General features: G+C 56.5%; 22 protein-coding genes. 17 read left to right on the top strand and 5 right to left on the bottom strand.

The window, feature by feature from the left end; all coding sequences use genetic code 11:
• Nucleotides 1-13: 13 nt before the first annotated feature.
• The gene (locus ACJO3T_RS11605) at nt 14-895 is read right to left on the bottom strand and encodes a hypothetical protein (protein ID WP_406978534.1); all 882 of its coding nucleotides are present in this window, start codon (nt 893-895) and stop codon (nt 14-16) included.
• 318 nt (nt 896-1,213) lie between these two features.
• Here ACJO3T_RS11605 and ACJO3T_RS11610 point away from each other — a divergent pair, with 318 nt between their 5' ends.
• The 3 genes from ACJO3T_RS11610 to ACJO3T_RS11620 all read left to right on the top strand — a co-directional run bounded on the left by ACJO3T_RS11610 (nt 1,214) and on the right by ACJO3T_RS11620 (nt 3,179).
• Nucleotides 1,214-1,807, top strand: a complete 594-nt coding sequence (locus ACJO3T_RS11610; protein WP_406963800.1) for a PEP-CTERM sorting domain-containing protein — start codon at nt 1,214-1,216, stop codon at nt 1,805-1,807.
• A 123-nt stretch (nt 1,808-1,930) separates the two neighbouring features.
• On the top strand, nt 1,931-2,320 hold the full coding sequence (locus tag ACJO3T_RS11615) for a diacylglycerol kinase (RefSeq protein ID WP_406978535.1): 390 nt from the start codon (nt 1,931-1,933) through the stop codon (nt 2,318-2,320).
• A gap of 4 nt (nt 2,321-2,324) precedes the next feature.
• Nucleotides 2,325-3,179 carry an Nmad3 family putative nucleotide modification protein gene (locus ACJO3T_RS11620; RefSeq protein WP_406978536.1) on the top strand — a complete coding sequence of 285 codons (855 nt, stop codon included), beginning with the start codon at nt 2,325-2,327 and terminating at the stop codon, nt 3,177-3,179.
• Nucleotides 3,180-3,303: 124 nt separating this feature from the next.
• Here the strand turns inward: ACJO3T_RS11620 and ACJO3T_RS11625 are convergent, their stop codons facing one another.
• The 3 genes from ACJO3T_RS11625 to ACJO3T_RS11635 form a co-directional block, all read right to left on the bottom strand.
• Nucleotides 3,304-4,008: a hypothetical protein gene (locus ACJO3T_RS11625; protein WP_406963803.1), complete on the bottom strand. Its 705-nt coding sequence runs from the start codon at nt 4,006-4,008 to the stop codon at nt 3,304-3,306.
• Between the two features lie 464 nt (nt 4,009-4,472).
• Nucleotides 4,473-5,351, bottom strand: a complete 879-nt coding sequence (locus tag ACJO3T_RS11630) for a hypothetical protein (RefSeq protein WP_406978537.1) — start codon at nt 5,349-5,351, stop codon at nt 4,473-4,475.
• A gap of 54 nt (nt 5,352-5,405) precedes the next feature.
• On the bottom strand, nt 5,406-6,512 hold the full coding sequence (locus tag ACJO3T_RS11635) for a DNA cytosine methyltransferase (RefSeq protein ID WP_406978538.1): 1,107 nt from the start codon (nt 6,510-6,512) through the stop codon (nt 5,406-5,408).
• A gap of 111 nt (nt 6,513-6,623) precedes the next feature.
• Here ACJO3T_RS11635 and ACJO3T_RS11640 point away from each other — a divergent pair, with 111 nt between their 5' ends.
• A complete protein-coding gene (locus ACJO3T_RS11640) occupies nt 6,624-7,031 on the top strand; it encodes a very short patch repair endonuclease (protein WP_406978539.1) in 408 nt (135 codons plus the stop codon).
• A gap of 193 nt (nt 7,032-7,224) precedes the next feature.
• Here ACJO3T_RS11640 and ACJO3T_RS11645 read toward each other — a convergent pair whose 3' ends face one another.
• Nucleotides 7,225-7,476, bottom strand: a complete 252-nt coding sequence (locus ACJO3T_RS11645; RefSeq protein ID WP_406978540.1) for a DNA-binding protein — start codon at nt 7,474-7,476, stop codon at nt 7,225-7,227.
• A 132-nt stretch (nt 7,477-7,608) separates the two neighbouring features.
• Here ACJO3T_RS11645 and ACJO3T_RS11650 point away from each other — a divergent pair, with 132 nt between their 5' ends.
• From ACJO3T_RS11650 to ACJO3T_RS11710, 13 genes are all read left to right on the top strand, one after another.
• Nucleotides 7,609-7,812: a hypothetical protein gene (locus ACJO3T_RS11650; RefSeq protein WP_406978541.1), complete on the top strand. Its 204-nt coding sequence runs from the start codon at nt 7,609-7,611 to the stop codon at nt 7,810-7,812.
• On the top strand, nt 7,809-8,273 hold the full coding sequence (locus tag ACJO3T_RS11655) for a hypothetical protein (protein ID WP_406978542.1): 465 nt from the start codon (nt 7,809-7,811) through the stop codon (nt 8,271-8,273). Before ACJO3T_RS11650 ends, ACJO3T_RS11655 begins: the two co-directional genes overlap by 4 nt.
• On the top strand, nt 8,270-8,548 hold the full coding sequence (locus ACJO3T_RS11660) for a hypothetical protein (protein WP_406978543.1): 279 nt from the start codon (nt 8,270-8,272) through the stop codon (nt 8,546-8,548). Before ACJO3T_RS11655 ends, ACJO3T_RS11660 begins: the two co-directional genes overlap by 4 nt.
• Nucleotides 8,545-8,907, top strand: coding sequence for a hypothetical protein (locus tag ACJO3T_RS11665; RefSeq protein WP_406978544.1), 363 nt, complete (start codon nt 8,545-8,547; stop codon nt 8,905-8,907). The genes ACJO3T_RS11660 and ACJO3T_RS11665 overlap by 4 nt, the downstream gene beginning before the upstream one ends.
• Nucleotides 8,904-9,173, top strand: coding sequence for a hypothetical protein (locus tag ACJO3T_RS11670; RefSeq protein WP_406978545.1), 270 nt, complete (start codon nt 8,904-8,906; stop codon nt 9,171-9,173). Before ACJO3T_RS11665 ends, ACJO3T_RS11670 begins: the two co-directional genes overlap by 4 nt.
• Before the next feature lie 224 nt (nt 9,174-9,397).
• The gene (locus ACJO3T_RS11675) at nt 9,398-9,697 is read left to right on the top strand and encodes a hypothetical protein (RefSeq protein WP_406978546.1); all 300 of its coding nucleotides are present in this window, start codon (nt 9,398-9,400) and stop codon (nt 9,695-9,697) included.
• Between the two features lie 12 nt (nt 9,698-9,709).
• Nucleotides 9,710-9,964 carry a hypothetical protein gene (locus ACJO3T_RS11680; protein ID WP_406978547.1) on the top strand — a complete coding sequence of 85 codons (255 nt, stop codon included), beginning with the start codon at nt 9,710-9,712 and terminating at the stop codon, nt 9,962-9,964.
• Between the two features lie 22 nt (nt 9,965-9,986).
• Entirely contained in the window at nt 9,987-10,232 is a 246-nt protein-coding gene (locus ACJO3T_RS11685) for a hypothetical protein (protein WP_406978548.1), read from the top strand.
• 195 nt (nt 10,233-10,427) lie between these two features.
• Nucleotides 10,428-11,384 (top strand): hypothetical protein, encoded by a 957-nt coding sequence (locus ACJO3T_RS11690; RefSeq protein ID WP_406978549.1) that lies wholly within the window; start codon nt 10,428-10,430, stop codon nt 11,382-11,384.
• 2 nt (nt 11,385-11,386) lie between these two features.
• Complete coding sequence (locus ACJO3T_RS11695) at nt 11,387-11,707, top strand: DUF2523 family protein (RefSeq protein WP_406978550.1); 321 nt, start codon at nt 11,387-11,389, stop codon at nt 11,705-11,707.
• A complete protein-coding gene (locus ACJO3T_RS11700) occupies nt 11,704-12,921 on the top strand; it encodes a zonular occludens toxin domain-containing protein (RefSeq protein ID WP_406978551.1) in 1,218 nt (405 codons plus the stop codon). The genes ACJO3T_RS11695 and ACJO3T_RS11700 overlap by 4 nt, the downstream gene beginning before the upstream one ends.
• A 121-nt stretch (nt 12,922-13,042) precedes the next feature.
• On the top strand, nt 13,043-14,308 hold the full coding sequence (locus ACJO3T_RS11705) for a phage replication initiation factor (RefSeq protein ID WP_406978552.1): 1,266 nt from the start codon (nt 13,043-13,045) through the stop codon (nt 14,306-14,308).
• A complete protein-coding gene (locus tag ACJO3T_RS11710) occupies nt 14,305-15,282 on the top strand; it encodes a phage integrase (protein WP_406978553.1) in 978 nt (325 codons plus the stop codon). The genes ACJO3T_RS11705 and ACJO3T_RS11710 overlap by 4 nt, the downstream gene beginning before the upstream one ends.
• Nucleotides 15,283-15,382 lie beyond the last annotated feature (100 nt).

Genomic DNA, 15,382 nt, shown 5'->3' on the forward strand with positions numbered 1-15,382 from the left:
GTCCTCTGGCCGGTCAGATACTGTGCTGTTCCTTCATCCGGGCATCCCGGTTCAACTGCTCCAGTTCCCGGTTCAACGCCTGGGACCAGCGCTGGAGTTCTTCCTTGAGGCGCGCGAAGGACTGGTCGGAGAGCTCTGATAGCTGCTCCTGAATGCGGGCCAACTCCTTGCTGACCTCGGCAATGGTCTCGGGGTCGCCGCCGTCCAGGGCATCCTGCTGGCGCTCCAATCCTTCCTGGGCCTGTTCGATGGTCTCGCGTTCCTCCTCGCTCGCGGAGGGGGCTTGCTCCAGGGCCTCGTCCAGCGAACGGGACAGTTCCTCCATCCGTTTTTCCAGACTGTCACCGTACTGTTCGAACAGGGCGGACATTTCTTCCTGCGTATCCTCTGAGAAGGCCGAAAAGTCATCGATCAGACGGTCCAGCTCCTGGTTTGCCCGGTCCGACTCATCCGCCAGGCGTGAGCGCAGGCTGTCCCCGAAATCGCGGACGCTCCCCATCAGGCTGCCGATACGGACATCCGTGCTGATTTCGTCGCCGGTACGATGATAGTCCACCTGCCACTGGTCGTTGATGCGGACCAGGTAGGTGGTGGTTTCCAGCTCGCCTCCCTTCATGTCGGGCAGGTCGCTGAACACGGTGTCAATCTGCGCTTCCTGGCCTTCCACGGTGACCCGTCCCCAGCTCACCTCGGCACCGTCCCAGTCCAGGGAATAGCCGTCGAAGCCGGACTCGTCCACCAGCGTCGATAGTTCTGCGGCGGTTTCGGCATCACCGTCCAGCACCGCGGACCAGAACTCACGGGTGACTTCCTGGGGTGTTTCGGGGCTGCCACAGCCTGTCAGGGCCAGGATGAGGGCCAGGAAGGGTAAGGCCAGGTATTTATGCACTGTCATGTAGGGTCCAGAATGATGTCGATGATTTAAACGATGGCAAATCGTAACGCCATCATCCCGCTTTTTGAACTACCCGGGGTATCAGAGATTGGGACGTTCGGGCGGGGAAATCGTTGAGCCGCCGGGATTCAGGCATCAATAATCCAGGGGAAAGGACCGAAGCCTGGCTCTTGGTGTCGTCGAAATGGGTATAAATTGCCGTCCATTTATTTAACTCCTACCAATGTTGTCGCTGATAACCTGTTGATATCTGGTTGTAGGCCCAGTCTTTGCTTGTGCATAGCCGATCATCAGGACAACAAATGAAAAGGATGCACCATGTTTCGCAGGTTCTTTTGGGCAATTGCCTTTATTACACCCTCCCTGGCCAATGCAGGCCTGTTGCATTACGACCTGAACTTCGAGTCATACGATCCCGAGCACTCCGTGAGCGGTAACGGTTTCATCCTTGCCGACACCGACCTGAATGCCGTTGTCGGGGGGCAGCTGGTTTGTGATGAGTTTGTCTTTTCCTGGTCTGATGGCTCCCCGCAGGCACTGACCCAGGTCGGTGAATACTACAATGCCAACGTGGTGAGCGGTGGCCTCGTTAATGGCACGGACGAAATGACCGGTGAAGCCGGAACCCTGGAACTGATGTTCCTGCTCTGGCCGCCGGTGCAAGGGGACGGCTTTGCCGACAAGCTGGATGCCCACTTCCCGGAGGACATCTGGTCAACCCTCCATGTGCCTTCCGAGAGCCGTGGCGACGGCCACTGGTTGAATGCTCCGGTGACAACGCACTTTACCCTGGATGCTCCCGTCAATGTGCTACAAAGCCTGGCGGAAGTCGCAGATGTGCCAGCGCCGTCTTCCCTCCCGCTGTTTGCCCTGGGCGGACTGCTCCTGGCGTGGCGCCGCTATCGCGGCTGAGATCGTTTTTTCCCATGGCCGTCGATACCGATTCCAGACCGGGAGTCGGTGTTGGCGGGACCGGGACACGGACGTTCACAACTGCCATAATGTCGGCTGGTTTTCAGGCAGATAGCAACTTCCATGACTGATCTATCCGACCCAAAGACGGCCCGTGAGCTCAAGGGCGGTACCGGTATCCGCCGAATCATCAATGCCGCCGGATACTCCATGAACGGTTTCCGCACGGCTTTTCGTACCGAACCGGCCTTCCGCCAACTGGCACTACTGAACGTTATCCTGTTGCCCATCGCCCTCTGGGTGGATGTGTCACCGGCGGAACGGGCCATCCTGCTGGTGACCCCATTACTCTCTCTGACCATTGAACTGATCAACTCGTCCATTGAACACGTGGTGGACCGGATTTCCCTGGAGCTGCACCCACTGTCCAAGTCGGCCAAGGATATGGGCAGCGCCGCGCAGTTTATGGGGTTGGTCATCATCGCCGTCTGTTGGGTCGCCATCCTGATCTGATGCCATGCGCCTGATCCTCAGCCGGAAGGGATTCGACAGTTCATCGGGTGGATGCCCCAATCCGGTCTTTCCGGACGGTTCCGCCCTGGCGTTACCGATCCCGGACAGCCAATCGCCGATCCGCTATGGGAGGGTCAGCCACCAGGGCCAGGGCGTCGGTCCGCTGGTCACTCACCTGACCTCTGGCAAGGTAAAGGCAAACCACGGAGCCCACCTGGACCCCGACGTGATAGCGGATGCCTATCCCAGGGAAAACGGCTGGCGGCCTGTCCTGGGGCAGCATGGCCAGGCCCAGTCTCACCTGATGAGACAGGGCGTGTGTGCCGGCGATCTGTTCCTGTTCTTTGCCCTGTTCCGTGAGGTGGAGCGCCACCGTCGGCAGTGGCGGTTCGTGCCGGGCACCAGGCCATTCCATGCCCTGTGGGGCTGGCTCCAGGCGGGAGAGGTGTTGCCGCTGGACGGTAACCACAAGGTGCCGGCCTGGGCGGCCTACCATCCCCATCTGTCGGGCCAACGGGGTGTGCACAATACCCTGTACCTGTCGGCGGAAGGCCTGGATCTTCCCGGGGTTGGTGATGGGGTGTCAGGAGCCGGCATATTCGGTCGCCTAAAGAAAAGCCACCGCCTGACGGCACCGGATGCCCGGGGAGTAACCGACTGGCTTCTGCCGGAAGACTTCTTCCCAACCGGAGGCCGGGAACCCCTCAGTTACCACCACAACCGGGACCGCTGGCAACGGGCAGGGGAAGGCAAATGCCGACTAAAAAGCGCGGCCAGGGGGCAGGAGTTTGTGCTGGACCTTGAGGCATACCCAGGTGTGACAAGCTGGTTGGCTGGGTTGTTTAACGCTGATGGATGAGGGCACAGGATAACTGGCCCGGAAACCACAAGGTCCTTGAAAACTTAGTGACGTGGACGCGCCGAGAGCATCAGTATACGTTCGCAATGATGCGGGCTCGTAGCTCACCTCCTGAATTCCGGTGCTAAGTGCCCGGCAGGGATCGGGGCCCTGAACGGCAAAGTAGCGCTAAGCCCATGATAACCAGAAGAGCCGGCATTGACGGTTCCGATACGTCGACAGGGGGAGTGTCACCGAAGTAGACATTGTCCATGTGGAGATTACTCCGACGATTCATACGCCCCTCAACTTTCACCCATTGGATGTCTTTTGCCGTCAGAGAGATGGTGGTGGGGGACAGAGGGTACTGCCAGTCATCGTTTGGTTTGTCGATGGGAGGCGGGTTGTCCGGATCTGGTGGGTTAGGGTTTTCGGGTTTTGCGTGGACTTCGGCAATAAGTTCATCGTCGCTGTTGTAGGCCCAGGCAAAAACACCCCCAAGATTACGAGTCCACGCATCAAAACTGACATAATCTGGTCTTGCATCATCGGAAAAAATAAACCGGACGGTCGGGCCTGCCCAGTTCACGACTGCGTTGGATGAAGCCGTAGGGGTGAACGGGAACGCGTCGATGGGTTCATAGACCATCAATCCCTCAAAGCGCACGCCAAGATCCAGATATTGGTCGTCCACACAGTTAGAGCCTGCAAACCAATCGGCGCACCGTTGGCTGGGATCAACCTGGGTAGGGAGATCATTGAAGTCGATCAGTACACTGTTTGCCTCAAGAGATATAATCGAAAACAGTATGACGCGGAGCGGTAATAGGAGGGCGGTGCGTGTATTCATTTTTCATCACCTGAATTGAGTGTATGAAAAAAGAAATACTGCAGAAATTTCTTTTCGAAGAACTCTCAGCGTAGACCGGCTCACCAGCATAGGCAAAGTTTCCACCCCCACCGGAGCGCGTAGAAGCTCTTCAAACAAAAAGCCCCTCGGATTTCTCCGAAGGGCTTTGGAATTCTAATGGTGCCCGGAGGCGGAATCGAACCACCGACACGGGGATTTTCAATCCGGTGAGCAAGCAACACATAAAGCCACAATGCTGCGCAATCAGTCACTTACGAAAAACTATCACCACAGTAGACCACTGAAAGTCGCATTTCTGTGGACACCGTGAGGACGTTTCATGCAGGCGTCTTGGTGTTCGGGTGCCTAGTGTAGTATTTCAGATTTACTGTATAGATTAACGGTCTTTTTCGATGTTAGACCGTAGTTCACTATAATCAGACAGAAGCAGCTATTGGCATCCTTTAGGGTGCTTCAGGCGGGCCGACTATTTTATCTGCCTCATCAAAGAAGTCAGCAAAGTCACGAACCTGGATAAAAGGATATTGCTTGCTTAGGCTCCGATATTTTTCGGGCACGTCTAAATAATAAACGCGGAACATGCGTGCAATAAACATTTGGTAGACCGCCCATTGTTGAGGTAAGCAGACTTCGACTACAGAGTTATCTTTACCTTGGTAATTGGTTTCGGCAAGAATTACTAAAACTCCTTTGAAGCGCTCTGTGCCGAACACCCCGTCCAATACGCGTTGGTGAGCCCAGACTTGTACCACACGCTCACGAGTTGATAACTTGATAGGTAGGTGAATCTTGCTCTTCTCGGGTCCCAAGTCGAAGATGAAATCCGTGGGCAACTTGCTATCTGCGTCCAAATTTAAAACTTGGATGTGCTTCATTGGGTTGAGATCGTACTTAGCAGAAAATAGGTGTCCAACAAAGATTTCGAAGAAGGTGCCAGGGCTCTTCTTGTCTCCTGATTTAAGGATGTCGTTGGCAGCGCAAAAAGACATCACCATTGAATAGAGCAAGCAGCTCCGCTCGTTGGCCTCTAAGTCCTCGATGTCAGCTAGTCCCTTGCTTTTCAGAAAGTCTTCCGCAAGAAGTGCGTTGTATCTATCAAGATTGATGGGTCTGGATCGCTTGCCATCACTAGGTCGGCGGAGTACACCGTAACGCTTGCCAGGAACTTTCGAATTAACTTCTTCGATGGTCAATTCTTCGGCAGCAAATTTGGCGGCCTCAGAGCATAATCGCTCCAGTTTTTCGGCTATCGCCTGGCTGCCAAGGTCGGTTGTCTTGGTAAGGTTAGTAAGTGCTTTATACTGCTTTTGGACGTCATGCATATTAATTTCCCCGTTTGGGGGAACAGCCTACATTAAGTTAATAGAAAGTCGAAATTATGAAAGAACTGTCATTGAGGTCTTGTTTTCTTTCTGTGGTAGATCTTTTGGTTTAGCCCAGGGCGCAGTACTCTCTAACGACCGTACTATTGCTTGTCCTGCAGCTTTGGCCAACGGTGGTGGAACGGCATTTCCGATCATCCTGCGCACATCTGCACGATTCCCTAAGAAACGAAAGTCGTCACTAAATCCTTGGAGTCGCGCTGCTTCTCGTGGAGTGATAGACCTGTCCTGATCCGGGTGTGCGTAGCGGCCGCGTGAAAAACTATCGAAGCCTCCGGTAATAGTAGGACAAACACTGTTCCAGCTGAGCCGACCATAAACATCAGGCCAGCCACCCTTGGTCGTATTTACCCTTTGGTGGCAGGGTAATCGCAATTCATAGGGGATATCTCGCCAACCACCGCCTTGGGGCACATGTGAAATCCTGAGCTTATTCATATCCGAGATTTTGCACTGGATATGGTTAGGGATCATAGGATGTTCAGTGTAATCGCTCGGAGGCGGGGGTAAATCGCCAATCGCGTCTCTCACTGTGGCTGACTTAGTTGAAGTCGGCAGCAGTGGTGGAGCAGCGCCAAGGTCCTTGCGTAGCCCAATCATTAGAAAGCGCCCTCTGGATTGCGCAATTCCGAAATCGGAAGAGCAAACAAAGAAGTCGTAGACGTCGTAATTTGATAGCTTTTCAGAGAGCTCTTCAATCAGCTTTTTTCCACGCTTTTGTCCGAATATTTGAACATTTTCGAACAAAAATGCTTTAGGCGAAACTTCTTGCACTAATCTGGCAAAATGGCGAACTAGCTCGTTTCTTGGGTCATCTAAGGCAGCTGCCCCACGTCGTTGTTTTGAAAAGCCTTGACAAGGTGGCCCCCCCGAAAACAGGTCAAGCTCTCCTTTGGGCAAGCCTGCTCGTTCCATCAGTTCCGCTCCGGTAACGGAACTTGCGTCGAGCGTATCCACGTGGTGCCCAATGTTATGTCGATAGGTTTCTACCGAGCGCTGATCGTTATCAAAGGCAAATTTCACGTCGAAGCCTGCTTGAATCAGCCCAACTGACATGCCTCCTGCTCCAGAAAAGCTCTCTATCGCTTTCAAATTATTCATGTTTTTCCTTATCGCTCTATGCCCTAGATCGTCTAAACTTGATCTGGGCAGTACTATATCATGGAGATTCCCAAACGCTTAGACAGCCTCTTGAAAATAGGTAAGCCTTGCATGGATATTTTCAGTCCAGAGAAACGAAGTAGCGTTATGTCTAGAGTTCAAGGTAAAAACACGAAACCAGAACTTGCCGTGCGTCGCTTCTTGCATCGAAGGGGGCTTCGCTACCGCTTGCATCGAAAGGACCTACCCGGTAAGCCAGATATCGTGTTCCCTTCTAGGAGGGTTGTTGTTTTCGTGCACGGGTGCTTCTGGCACCAACACCCAAGATGCCGAAAGGCAAAGTTGCCAGCGAGTCATACGGATTTTTGGTCGAAAAAATTATCATCTAACACCTTGCGAGACCTGAAAGTGGAGGATGCTCTGAGAGATTCTGGGTGGCGGCCTATCGTTGTTTGGGAATGTGAAATCACTGAGGAAAACCTGGAAGCGCTCTACCAAGAAATCTTAGAAGTGGAATGAGTCATAGGTTTTAGCTACGGAAATGGTAAAGCCTCTATTAGCCCACGCCGAGACGACTCGCTCACACCAATTTGTTAGCAGCTAAAGCCTGAAACCGCCACCACACACTACGACGGCCAGCCCTCTTGTTCTTCTTGTCTCCCACACTGGTTTCCATACCAGGAACTGGCGATTCTCGCCGCCAGGCTGAAACCTATCCTGTTTTCAGGCTGTTCTCTTTCCGCGCCTTCTCAATCTCCGGGCTGATCTGTCCAGCTTCGGGAATCGTCTCGCCCGTCATGATCCAGTAGGAGTACTGAGGGAATACCCTGGCAAGGGCTTCCAGGTAATCCTCGTTCACCTTCTGTTTTCTCCCTCGGATGTTTCCCCACTTGTACCGGTCGATGCCGGTTAGCTCTTCCATCTTCTTCGATGTCAGGTCCAGGGTATCAAAAAGCTCAATCACTCGGTCACGGATCATAATTAATTTAAATTAGTAAATTATACTCACTCTGCTAGAGTAAGTAATATGTACTCAGTACTGAGTTTTTAATACTGAGTCAAAGCAATGGAAAACAGTGTAGCAGAGTGCAAAACAGTGGACGAGCAAAAGCAGATCATCCTATTAGCGACGCCAGTCATGACCCAGGACCGCTACGCCCAGCTCACCGGGCTAACGGAAGGGCAGGTAAGGGGCCAGATCGAAAAAGGACATTTGCCATCCCTGAAGATTGGCCGGGTGCGCATGGTGAACATTGCGGCTCTGTCCCAGGTGGCATTGGAACAGGAGGACTGGCAATGAAGCGTCTGAACAAAGTAGGCGAGCATGTTGCGCTGTATGTTCGGATTCGTCGTGAGGCTGGCAGTCAGGTTTCCGGCTTCTGGTTCTTTAATGGAAAAGAACTGGTGGCGACGTCTGACCGCCTGGGCCCGGCCTGCATGGTCGCTCCTGGAACCGTCGTTGTCAGTATTTCCGGTCGCCAGTGGGTGGCCGTTGGTGGCGACCGCGTCAACGGTGCCGCCGGCTGGTCCTTCACCTCTCCTTATAAGGACGAGTCAGAAGTGGAAGGCGACGCCGTCCACTTCAACGACAACCCCAGGTCCCTGAAGATCCGCGCCAAGCTGGACGACTACCTGGACTACTACCGGAGCGTCAAAGGCACCCTGCCGGACACCGTTGCCCTGCGACGCGAACAGCTATCCAGCTGCGGCGCCATGCCCGGCCAGGTCTACAAAGGCGTCCGCTTGGAGGTTTACATATGACCCCGGAACTGCGTGAGAAGAAAAAGAAAGAAATGCTTCTGAAGGTTAACCAAGCGGCGCAGATCTGGTCCGCTGGTGACTACGAACAAGCCAGCCACTTGTTCAGCGAGTTCTGCGGTATCGCCTTTCCTTATCAAAGTACAGACAGCGACCTGTACTGGTTTTTCGTCCAGCTCTCTATCGTCTACGCCGACTACATCACCCAAGAGAAAACCCGGGACTTCAAAACTTGGGCTATCGGTGAAGCCTGCAAAGCACTGAGGGCGGCGGCATGAGATACCACAGCCAGGAAGCCCCCAGCCGCCCGGCCATCCGAGACAGTTTTGCCTTCCAGGGCCCAGCCTCGTCCTCTGCGCTCACCACCGACGCCCTGGAAGGCCTTTTTACTGACGCCCTGGAATGCCTGTTTATCACCCTGGCCAACCGCCTGGACCAATTGCAGGAAGTCCACACCGACTACCCGTGCGACTACGTCGCCCGGTGCAAGGCCACCTTTACCGACCAACTCATTCACGACCTGGAAGCCAGGGGCTACCACAGCCCGGCGTTTGACCGCCTGACCAAGCTGCGCGACGCCTGGGACCACGGCGCCCTGGATCTCCCGATGGTGACAGAGACGGAGACACACCCATGAACACCATCCCCAAACGCAAGAAGAACCTGCCGGCGGAGCCCAAGCGCTTTTACGTCATGGCCACCACCCGAATCCACGCCGACCTGTTAAAGGAAGCGGCGGCCCGGGGCACGGACCTCTACACCCTCGGCGGTGCGGTCCTGTCCGCCTGGGTCGAGGCCGGCTGCCCGGACTTCTTCGAAAGGGACCAGGACCACCCTGAAAAGTCCCCGAGTCCGCCCCCGTCATCGTCACCGCTCGCGCACGATTCGGGGGCCGGGCAGTGAGCCCTGCAAGGCTGGCGCGCAGCGCCAGGGCCGCAGGCCCCTTGGCCTTGCTGGGGGCACTGACTGGACCACAGTGCGCACAACGAGCGGTGTCGTTGACGGGGGTGGACGCCCGCCCCTTGATTCCGAGCCGTGAGCAAACGCAGCCACCCGCAGGGTGGCCACAGACCAACACCCAGGCCCGAGTGGGCCATTAACGCCAAACCAAGCAAGAGGACAGACCAATGGAAAACTACCTGAACCTGATGATCATCGGCGCCACCCGCTACGACATCGACGGTAACAAAGGGGGATCCGTCTGGGCCTATAGCCCCGCCGAAGCCACCGACGACAACCGGGTCGGCAACGAAGTCATGAAGATCGCCTGCGACTGGAAACACATCGACCAGCTCCGCAACCACGCCGACAAGCTCCCGGCGCCGTTCATCGTCAAGGCCCAGATGAAAGCCGGGGCAGGGGGCAAGGTCACCTTCAAGGCCCTGGAGCTGAAACCCCAGGACGCCACCCGCAAACCGGCGGCGTAAGGACACCGAGATATGCCCACGGTCCAGAACTACCAATGCACCGGCACCCTGACCACCGAAGCCGTCAACGGCTCGGCGGTCATGGCCTGCACCGGCGGCACCTGGACCGTGGAAGCCATTCAGCCCGAAGACATCGAAACGGTCTTCGCTGAATACCTTTCGCCCGATCCTGAAATGATCGGCCTCGTCATGGGATCGGCCCTGGTGTTCTGGGCCATCGGTCTCGGACTGGGCCGGGTCGTCCAGGTCATGCGGAAGGTCTCTTAAAAACCAAACCGGAGAAAACACCATGTCTGAAGTTATCGAAATGAAGCAACAGAAGAACGGCGTTTGGGCTCGTCGCAGCGCCAAGATCGGCACCGCCCTGGTGGCTGGCTTCGCGGCGGGTACTGCGGCCGCCGTGGACCACAGCGAAGCCATCAACGGGGCGTTCACCGACGGCTCCACCAACGTCACCACCGCCGTGACTGGCGTGATTGCCCTGGTGGCCATCGTCACCGGTCTGGGCATGATCGTCAGCATCCTGCGCCGGTAATGGCCACGGGTGTCTTAATCGGGGCCCTCTGGGCCTCGATGTTCGCCCTCGGCTACAACACCCACTAACCAAGGGCCGGGCATCCGGCCCTTTTTCATCGTTAGGGGATCGAACGTGTTTGGTTTAATGATCCGAAAGACATCGCGTTACTGGCGCTTATTGCCCATCTGTTCGTTGCTATTGGCAGAGTCTGCGTTGGCGGAATATGACTCCCTGGAGGAAGCCATGTCGGCGTGCGAGTCGACCGAACATAGCAATCCAGAGAGTTATTATTATGTATGCACGGATGCGGGCCAGCTTTCTGACACTGGCACGTATCAGTACGCCGTCAGCCGTCGCACCTATCGTCAGAGCAATGATAGTGATGCTGGTGGCCAGACCTATTTCTGGTACAAGGGGCCTGAATGCGAGATCCCTGCCGGCAACACCCGCTCACTCTCCGTACCCGATCCCGCCGCCATCGGCTTCGAAGCCTGCTTTAGCTCCTGCACCTTCTCCCTGGGAGGCCCGTCGGCCTACGAAGAGGACGCCCAGGGCAATGTCATCTCCTGGACATTCTACGAAGCCGCCAGCACCGGTGAATACTGCGAGACCTCCAATGCGTCCGAAGGCGGTCAACAGGACGATGACGGCGACGACGGAAATGACGACGGCGGTGACGATGGGGGAGACGGCGACGGTGGTGATGGCGGTGACGACGGATCCGGCGACGACGATGGCACTGGTGATGACGGTGACGGAAGTGACGACGGATCGGATGACGGCAGCGGTGATGATGGATCAGGCGACGACGGCTCTGATGATGGTAATGGCTCTGGCGGCGGAAGCGGCGACGGAGAAGGCGAGGGCGACCCCGTCACCTGGAGCGGCGAAGAAATCGACCTGACCTTGAGTGACACCGACGAGGAATACGACCAGGTCATGAACGACTACAAGCAAAAGATCCAGGACATCAAGAACGAAGTCCAGGCCATGTTCGGCACCAACCTCTCCGGCGGTGGCTCCGTCGCCGACGACGTCCACGACATCAAGGGCGTCCCCGTCAACTTCAGCCTCAACCGATTCCTCGACGGCCTCAACATCCTGGGGGCCGTCGTCCTGTTCTGCGCCGCCTTTATCTCGGCGGGCATCCTGTTCACCGGAAGGGGGTAACCATGGAATTTATCGCTGATTTCTTCAACGCATTCTGGACCTTCCTGGGCAGCATTCCCGACTTTGTCGATGACTTCATGGTCAAGGTCGGCGCCTGGATGGTCATATCCTTCACCAAGGCCAAGATCGCCTTCATCGGCTACAGCTGGGAAGTGGCGCGGGAGATCCTGACCCAGCTCAACGTCTCCGGCACCATCGAGAACCTATGGGGCCAACTGGATTCGCAGGTCCTGGGTGTGGCCACCTACCTCAAGCTGCCCGAAGCCCTGAACATGCTCATCAATGCCCGGGTCACCCGCTACGTCATGGACGTGTTGTCATGAGCATCATCATTCACCACGGTCACCCCGGTTCCTATAAATCCTTCGGTGTCCTCCAGCGCCACGCCATCCCCGCCCTGAAGGAAGGGCGCACGGTGGTCACCAACATCCGCGGCTTCGACAGCATCGAGAAAGTGGAAGACGCCCTCCAGGAACCCCTCCCGGACGACGCGGCCATCCTCAACGTCAACACCGAAGGGCGAGAGGAAAAGGCCTACATGGCCCGGTGGTTCCACTGGGCACCCCCTGGGGCCATGGTCATCATCGACGAGGCCCAGGCCATCTACCCGGCCAAGCGCAAGGACTTCAAACCGGAAAACCTCGACTACCCCGGCGGCCCCGATCAGGCCAAACAGGACGAACGTCCCGCCGACATGTTCGAAGCCTACGACATGCACCGGCACTACAACTGGGACGTGTTCCTGTGCACCCCCAATATCTCCAAGGTCCACATGGATATCCGGCAGGCCGCCCAGGTGGCCTTCCGGCATTACTCCATGGGCGAGTTGCTGCCCTGGAAGAAGGGCAAATGGCGAGAGGTGGAACATGACCCCGAAAACAATGGTAAAGCCAAGTCCCATGCATACGGTGTCCCGAAAGAGTACAAATCGGACGAAACCGTCTTCCAGACCTACCAAAGCACCAAAACCGGCGAACACCAGTCCAATCAAGGCCCCCAAAGCGTTTTTAAGGATAAGCGCGTTGTGGGCTACCTTTCGCTTGCTGGAATTTCGCTACTGGTCTTCCTCTATCTGTCGGTCAGCATTTTCCAAAGGGATCGGACACCTGAAGTGGTTCCTGAGGAAAGCGAGCCGGGCGCTGCTCAGAGTGGGCCTGATGTTGTTCCTGATGGTGCTCGCCTCCGCGATCCTGCGCCTGGCCCTGAAAACCATGGTGGCGTAACCCACCCGTTCCAGGACGCGCACCTGATCATCACCGGCACCATCAACCAGCGTTACCTGCTCCATGGCCAGGATCGGGAAGGGGAGTTCTCCATAGATCACCAGGAGCTGGCTGCCTACGGCTACGCCATCCAGTACCAGGGCCCCTGCCATGGCTCGCTGTGGTACGGCCAGCAGAAGGTCCGGGAGATCTACTGCGAACGCTCCCGGATAAGAAAACCCGACCCCCGGCCGGAACCCACCCCCTGGATGCAGCCCATAAACACCGACAACAACCTTGTGAAAACCGCCAACGAGGCCCCGGCGGAGCGGTAGCGACGATGGCGAGGAGCGACCGCGACGACGGGGCCGACGGCCCGGAGACCACCCTGTAACACGTCTCATGGAAAACGACCCCAGTCGTTTAACAGCCACAGACAACCACAGAAGGCCACAGATGAAAATCAGAGACTTTGAACGCATGGATATCCGGACCGGGGAGATTGGCACGGGGAACCTGTTCATCGGACCCGACGGCCAACAGGTCAACCTGGAAAAGGTCAACATCCTCTGGAGTGGGGTGGACACCGTCCGACAACTGTTCCAGGGACGCCTGAAACCCCAGATCCTTGCCGACATCGCCAACGCCTACGAAGAAGGCTTCAATGCCAGCATCACCCTGAACAACACCGAGTTCCGGCTCATGTCCGGCAGACGGGGCGGCTTCAAGTACCTGCTCCAGAACCGGGAGATCGGCCTGACCATCCTTGTCCAGAACTTCTACGCGGACGCTGACAGCCAGGGCACCCACGTCAAGATCGAGACCAGCCCCAGATGGCTATATGAGCGCTCCAGCGACCAGGTGCACGACGAGCTGACGGAATGGGGCATGCTCTTCCTGAACGCCATTAACCCGGTCGGTATCGCGCTCCACCTGGCCGTGGACTTCCAGGGCTGGGAACCGCCCCAGGATCTACCCAGCCACTTCGTTACCCGAGCCCGGACCATCAGTTGCCACAACGGCATCAGTGAACTGGCGTTCCAGGGGCTCCAGGGCGCCACCATCAACGGAAGAGGGGAGACCTTCACCTTCGGCAAGGCCAACAGCCTGCAGGTGTGCCTGTACGACAAGAGCAAGGAAATCGACGTCTCCGACAAACGCGCCTTCATGGAAGGCATCTGGGAATGCGCCGTCAGTGAACAGTCCTTCCCGGACACCTGTTATGACCCCGAAAAACCCGTCTGGCGCCTGGAGATCCGCTACCACCACCGGATCGTCAACGAGATCTCCGACGGCACCCCTGGCATGAAAGGCATCAAGACCTTCGCCGATGCCGTCCCGCACCTGACCGGCCTCTGGCAATACGCCCTCCAGGGCAACCGCTACGAGGTCAAACGGGAGTGGGTGCACCCCATCTGGACCAAGCTGCGGGACGATGTCAGCTTTGGCCACCCGCCCCCCAGCCTGACCTACAAACGCGCAAAAAAGGAACCCGGTTGCGGCAACGAAAAGAATGTCTCCCTGGCCTTCGGCAACCTGCTGTCGATCTACGCCCGCAACCGGTTTAACGCAAGACAGGCCTGGGACTGCCTCAAGAAATCGGGGCTCTGGGAAGATCTCTGCAACTACTACCGACGACGGGAGATCTACGAAAACGAGCTATTTCAGCTCGTCCAGGAAGGGCTTACCCGACGACGACTGCTGACCAAGGTGGCCGCATGATCCGAAAGCTACCATCGGGACGATGGCAGGTAGACGTCCGCCAGAATGGCAGGGGGTCTAAGCGACTCCGTAAAAGCTTCGATACAAAGGCAGAAGCCAGGCGTTTTCTCCAGTACCTCCAGGTCAGGCAGGCCGAAGGGAAGGACTGGAACCCGTCAATGGATCGCCGAACCCTGAAGGACCTGGTGCAGCAGTGGTATGACAGCTACGGCCACACCCTGAAAGATGCCAAAGGCCGAAAGCGCAAGCTGTTTGCCCTCTGCGATCGATTGGGCAATCCCAGGGCAACCGACTTTACGACGTCGCAGTTTGCCACCTATCGCCGTGTACGGATGGAAAACGACGGGGTAGGGGAGAACACCCTGAACCACGAACACACCTACCTGAGCGCGGTCTTCAACGAGCTAACCAGGCAGGGCGAGTGGAAACACCCGAACCCGCTGAAGAACCTGCGTAAGTTCAAGCTGGATGAACAGGAACTGGCCTTCCTCACGGACGAACAGATCCGGCGACTTCTGGAAGAGTGCCAGGCGTCATCGAATCCCAGCCTATACCATGTCACCCGCCTGGCGCTGGCAACGGGTGCTCGATGGTCAGAAGCAGAAGGCGTAACCAGGGCAAGCTTCACCCCGTACCGGGTGACCTATAACTACACCAAGTCCGGCAAGTCCAGGAGCGTTCCGATATCGGAATCACTCTACAAGGAACTGATCCAGGAAGTGCCCTTCGTCAGTTGCAGTGCGGCATTTCGCAGTGCCATCAAGCGGGCCGGAGTCAAGCTACCACCTGGACAGCTTACCCACGTCTGCCGGCACACCTTCGCCAGTCACTTCATTATGAAAGGTGGCGATATCCTCACGTTGCAGAAGATCCTGGGGCATTCGGATATCAAGCTTACTATGCGGTATGCTCATTTAAGCCCGAGTTACCTTGAGGACGTAGTTGGAAAAACAGTTCTCGCTATTGGAGAGTGACATGTTGGAAATTATTTCTGGCCTCATAGGGATTGTTGTTGGAGCTTTATGTAGACCTTGGTTCGATGATGCATTTCGGAGGAGGCAGAGGAGGAATGAC

Source organism: Marinobacter shunpengi (assembly GCF_045449715.1).
Taxonomy (GTDB): Bacteria; Pseudomonadota; Gammaproteobacteria; order Pseudomonadales; family Oleiphilaceae; genus Marinobacter.

Coding starts and splice junctions, on each gene's coding strand:
- ACJO3T_RS11605 (WP_406978534.1), bottom strand. CDS start 895: ATGACAGTGCATAAATACCTGGCCTTACCCTTCCTGGCCCTCATCCTG.
- ACJO3T_RS11610 (WP_406963800.1), top strand. CDS start 1,214: ATGTTTCGCAGGTTCTTTTGGGCAATTGCCTTTATTACACCCTCCCTG.
- ACJO3T_RS11615 (WP_406978535.1), top strand. CDS start 1,931: ATGACTGATCTATCCGACCCAAAGACGGCCCGTGAGCTCAAGGGCGGT.
- ACJO3T_RS11620 (WP_406978536.1), top strand. CDS start 2,325: ATGCGCCTGATCCTCAGCCGGAAGGGATTCGACAGTTCATCGGGTGGA.
- ACJO3T_RS11625 (WP_406963803.1), bottom strand. CDS start 4,008: ATGAATACACGCACCGCCCTCCTATTACCGCTCCGCGTCATACTGTTT.
- ACJO3T_RS11630 (WP_406978537.1), bottom strand. CDS start 5,351: ATGCATGACGTCCAAAAGCAGTATAAAGCACTTACTAACCTTACCAAG.
- ACJO3T_RS11635 (WP_406978538.1), bottom strand. CDS start 6,512: ATGAATAATTTGAAAGCGATAGAGAGCTTTTCTGGAGCAGGAGGCATG.
- ACJO3T_RS11640 (WP_406978539.1), top strand. CDS start 6,624: ATGGATATTTTCAGTCCAGAGAAACGAAGTAGCGTTATGTCTAGAGTT.
- ACJO3T_RS11655 (WP_406978542.1), top strand. CDS start 7,809: ATGAAGCGTCTGAACAAAGTAGGCGAGCATGTTGCGCTGTATGTTCGG.
- ACJO3T_RS11660 (WP_406978543.1), top strand. CDS start 8,270: ATGACCCCGGAACTGCGTGAGAAGAAAAAGAAAGAAATGCTTCTGAAG.
- ACJO3T_RS11665 (WP_406978544.1), top strand. CDS start 8,545: ATGAGATACCACAGCCAGGAAGCCCCCAGCCGCCCGGCCATCCGAGAC.
- ACJO3T_RS11670 (WP_406978545.1), top strand. CDS start 8,904: ATGAACACCATCCCCAAACGCAAGAAGAACCTGCCGGCGGAGCCCAAG.
- ACJO3T_RS11675 (WP_406978546.1), top strand. CDS start 9,398: ATGGAAAACTACCTGAACCTGATGATCATCGGCGCCACCCGCTACGAC.
- ACJO3T_RS11680 (WP_406978547.1), top strand. CDS start 9,710: ATGCCCACGGTCCAGAACTACCAATGCACCGGCACCCTGACCACCGAA.
- ACJO3T_RS11685 (WP_406978548.1), top strand. CDS start 9,987: ATGTCTGAAGTTATCGAAATGAAGCAACAGAAGAACGGCGTTTGGGCT.
- ACJO3T_RS11695 (WP_406978550.1), top strand. CDS start 11,387: ATGGAATTTATCGCTGATTTCTTCAACGCATTCTGGACCTTCCTGGGC.
- ACJO3T_RS11700 (WP_406978551.1), top strand. CDS start 11,704: ATGAGCATCATCATTCACCACGGTCACCCCGGTTCCTATAAATCCTTC.
- ACJO3T_RS11705 (WP_406978552.1), top strand. CDS start 13,043: ATGAAAATCAGAGACTTTGAACGCATGGATATCCGGACCGGGGAGATT.
- ACJO3T_RS11710 (WP_406978553.1), top strand. CDS start 14,305: ATGATCCGAAAGCTACCATCGGGACGATGGCAGGTAGACGTCCGCCAG.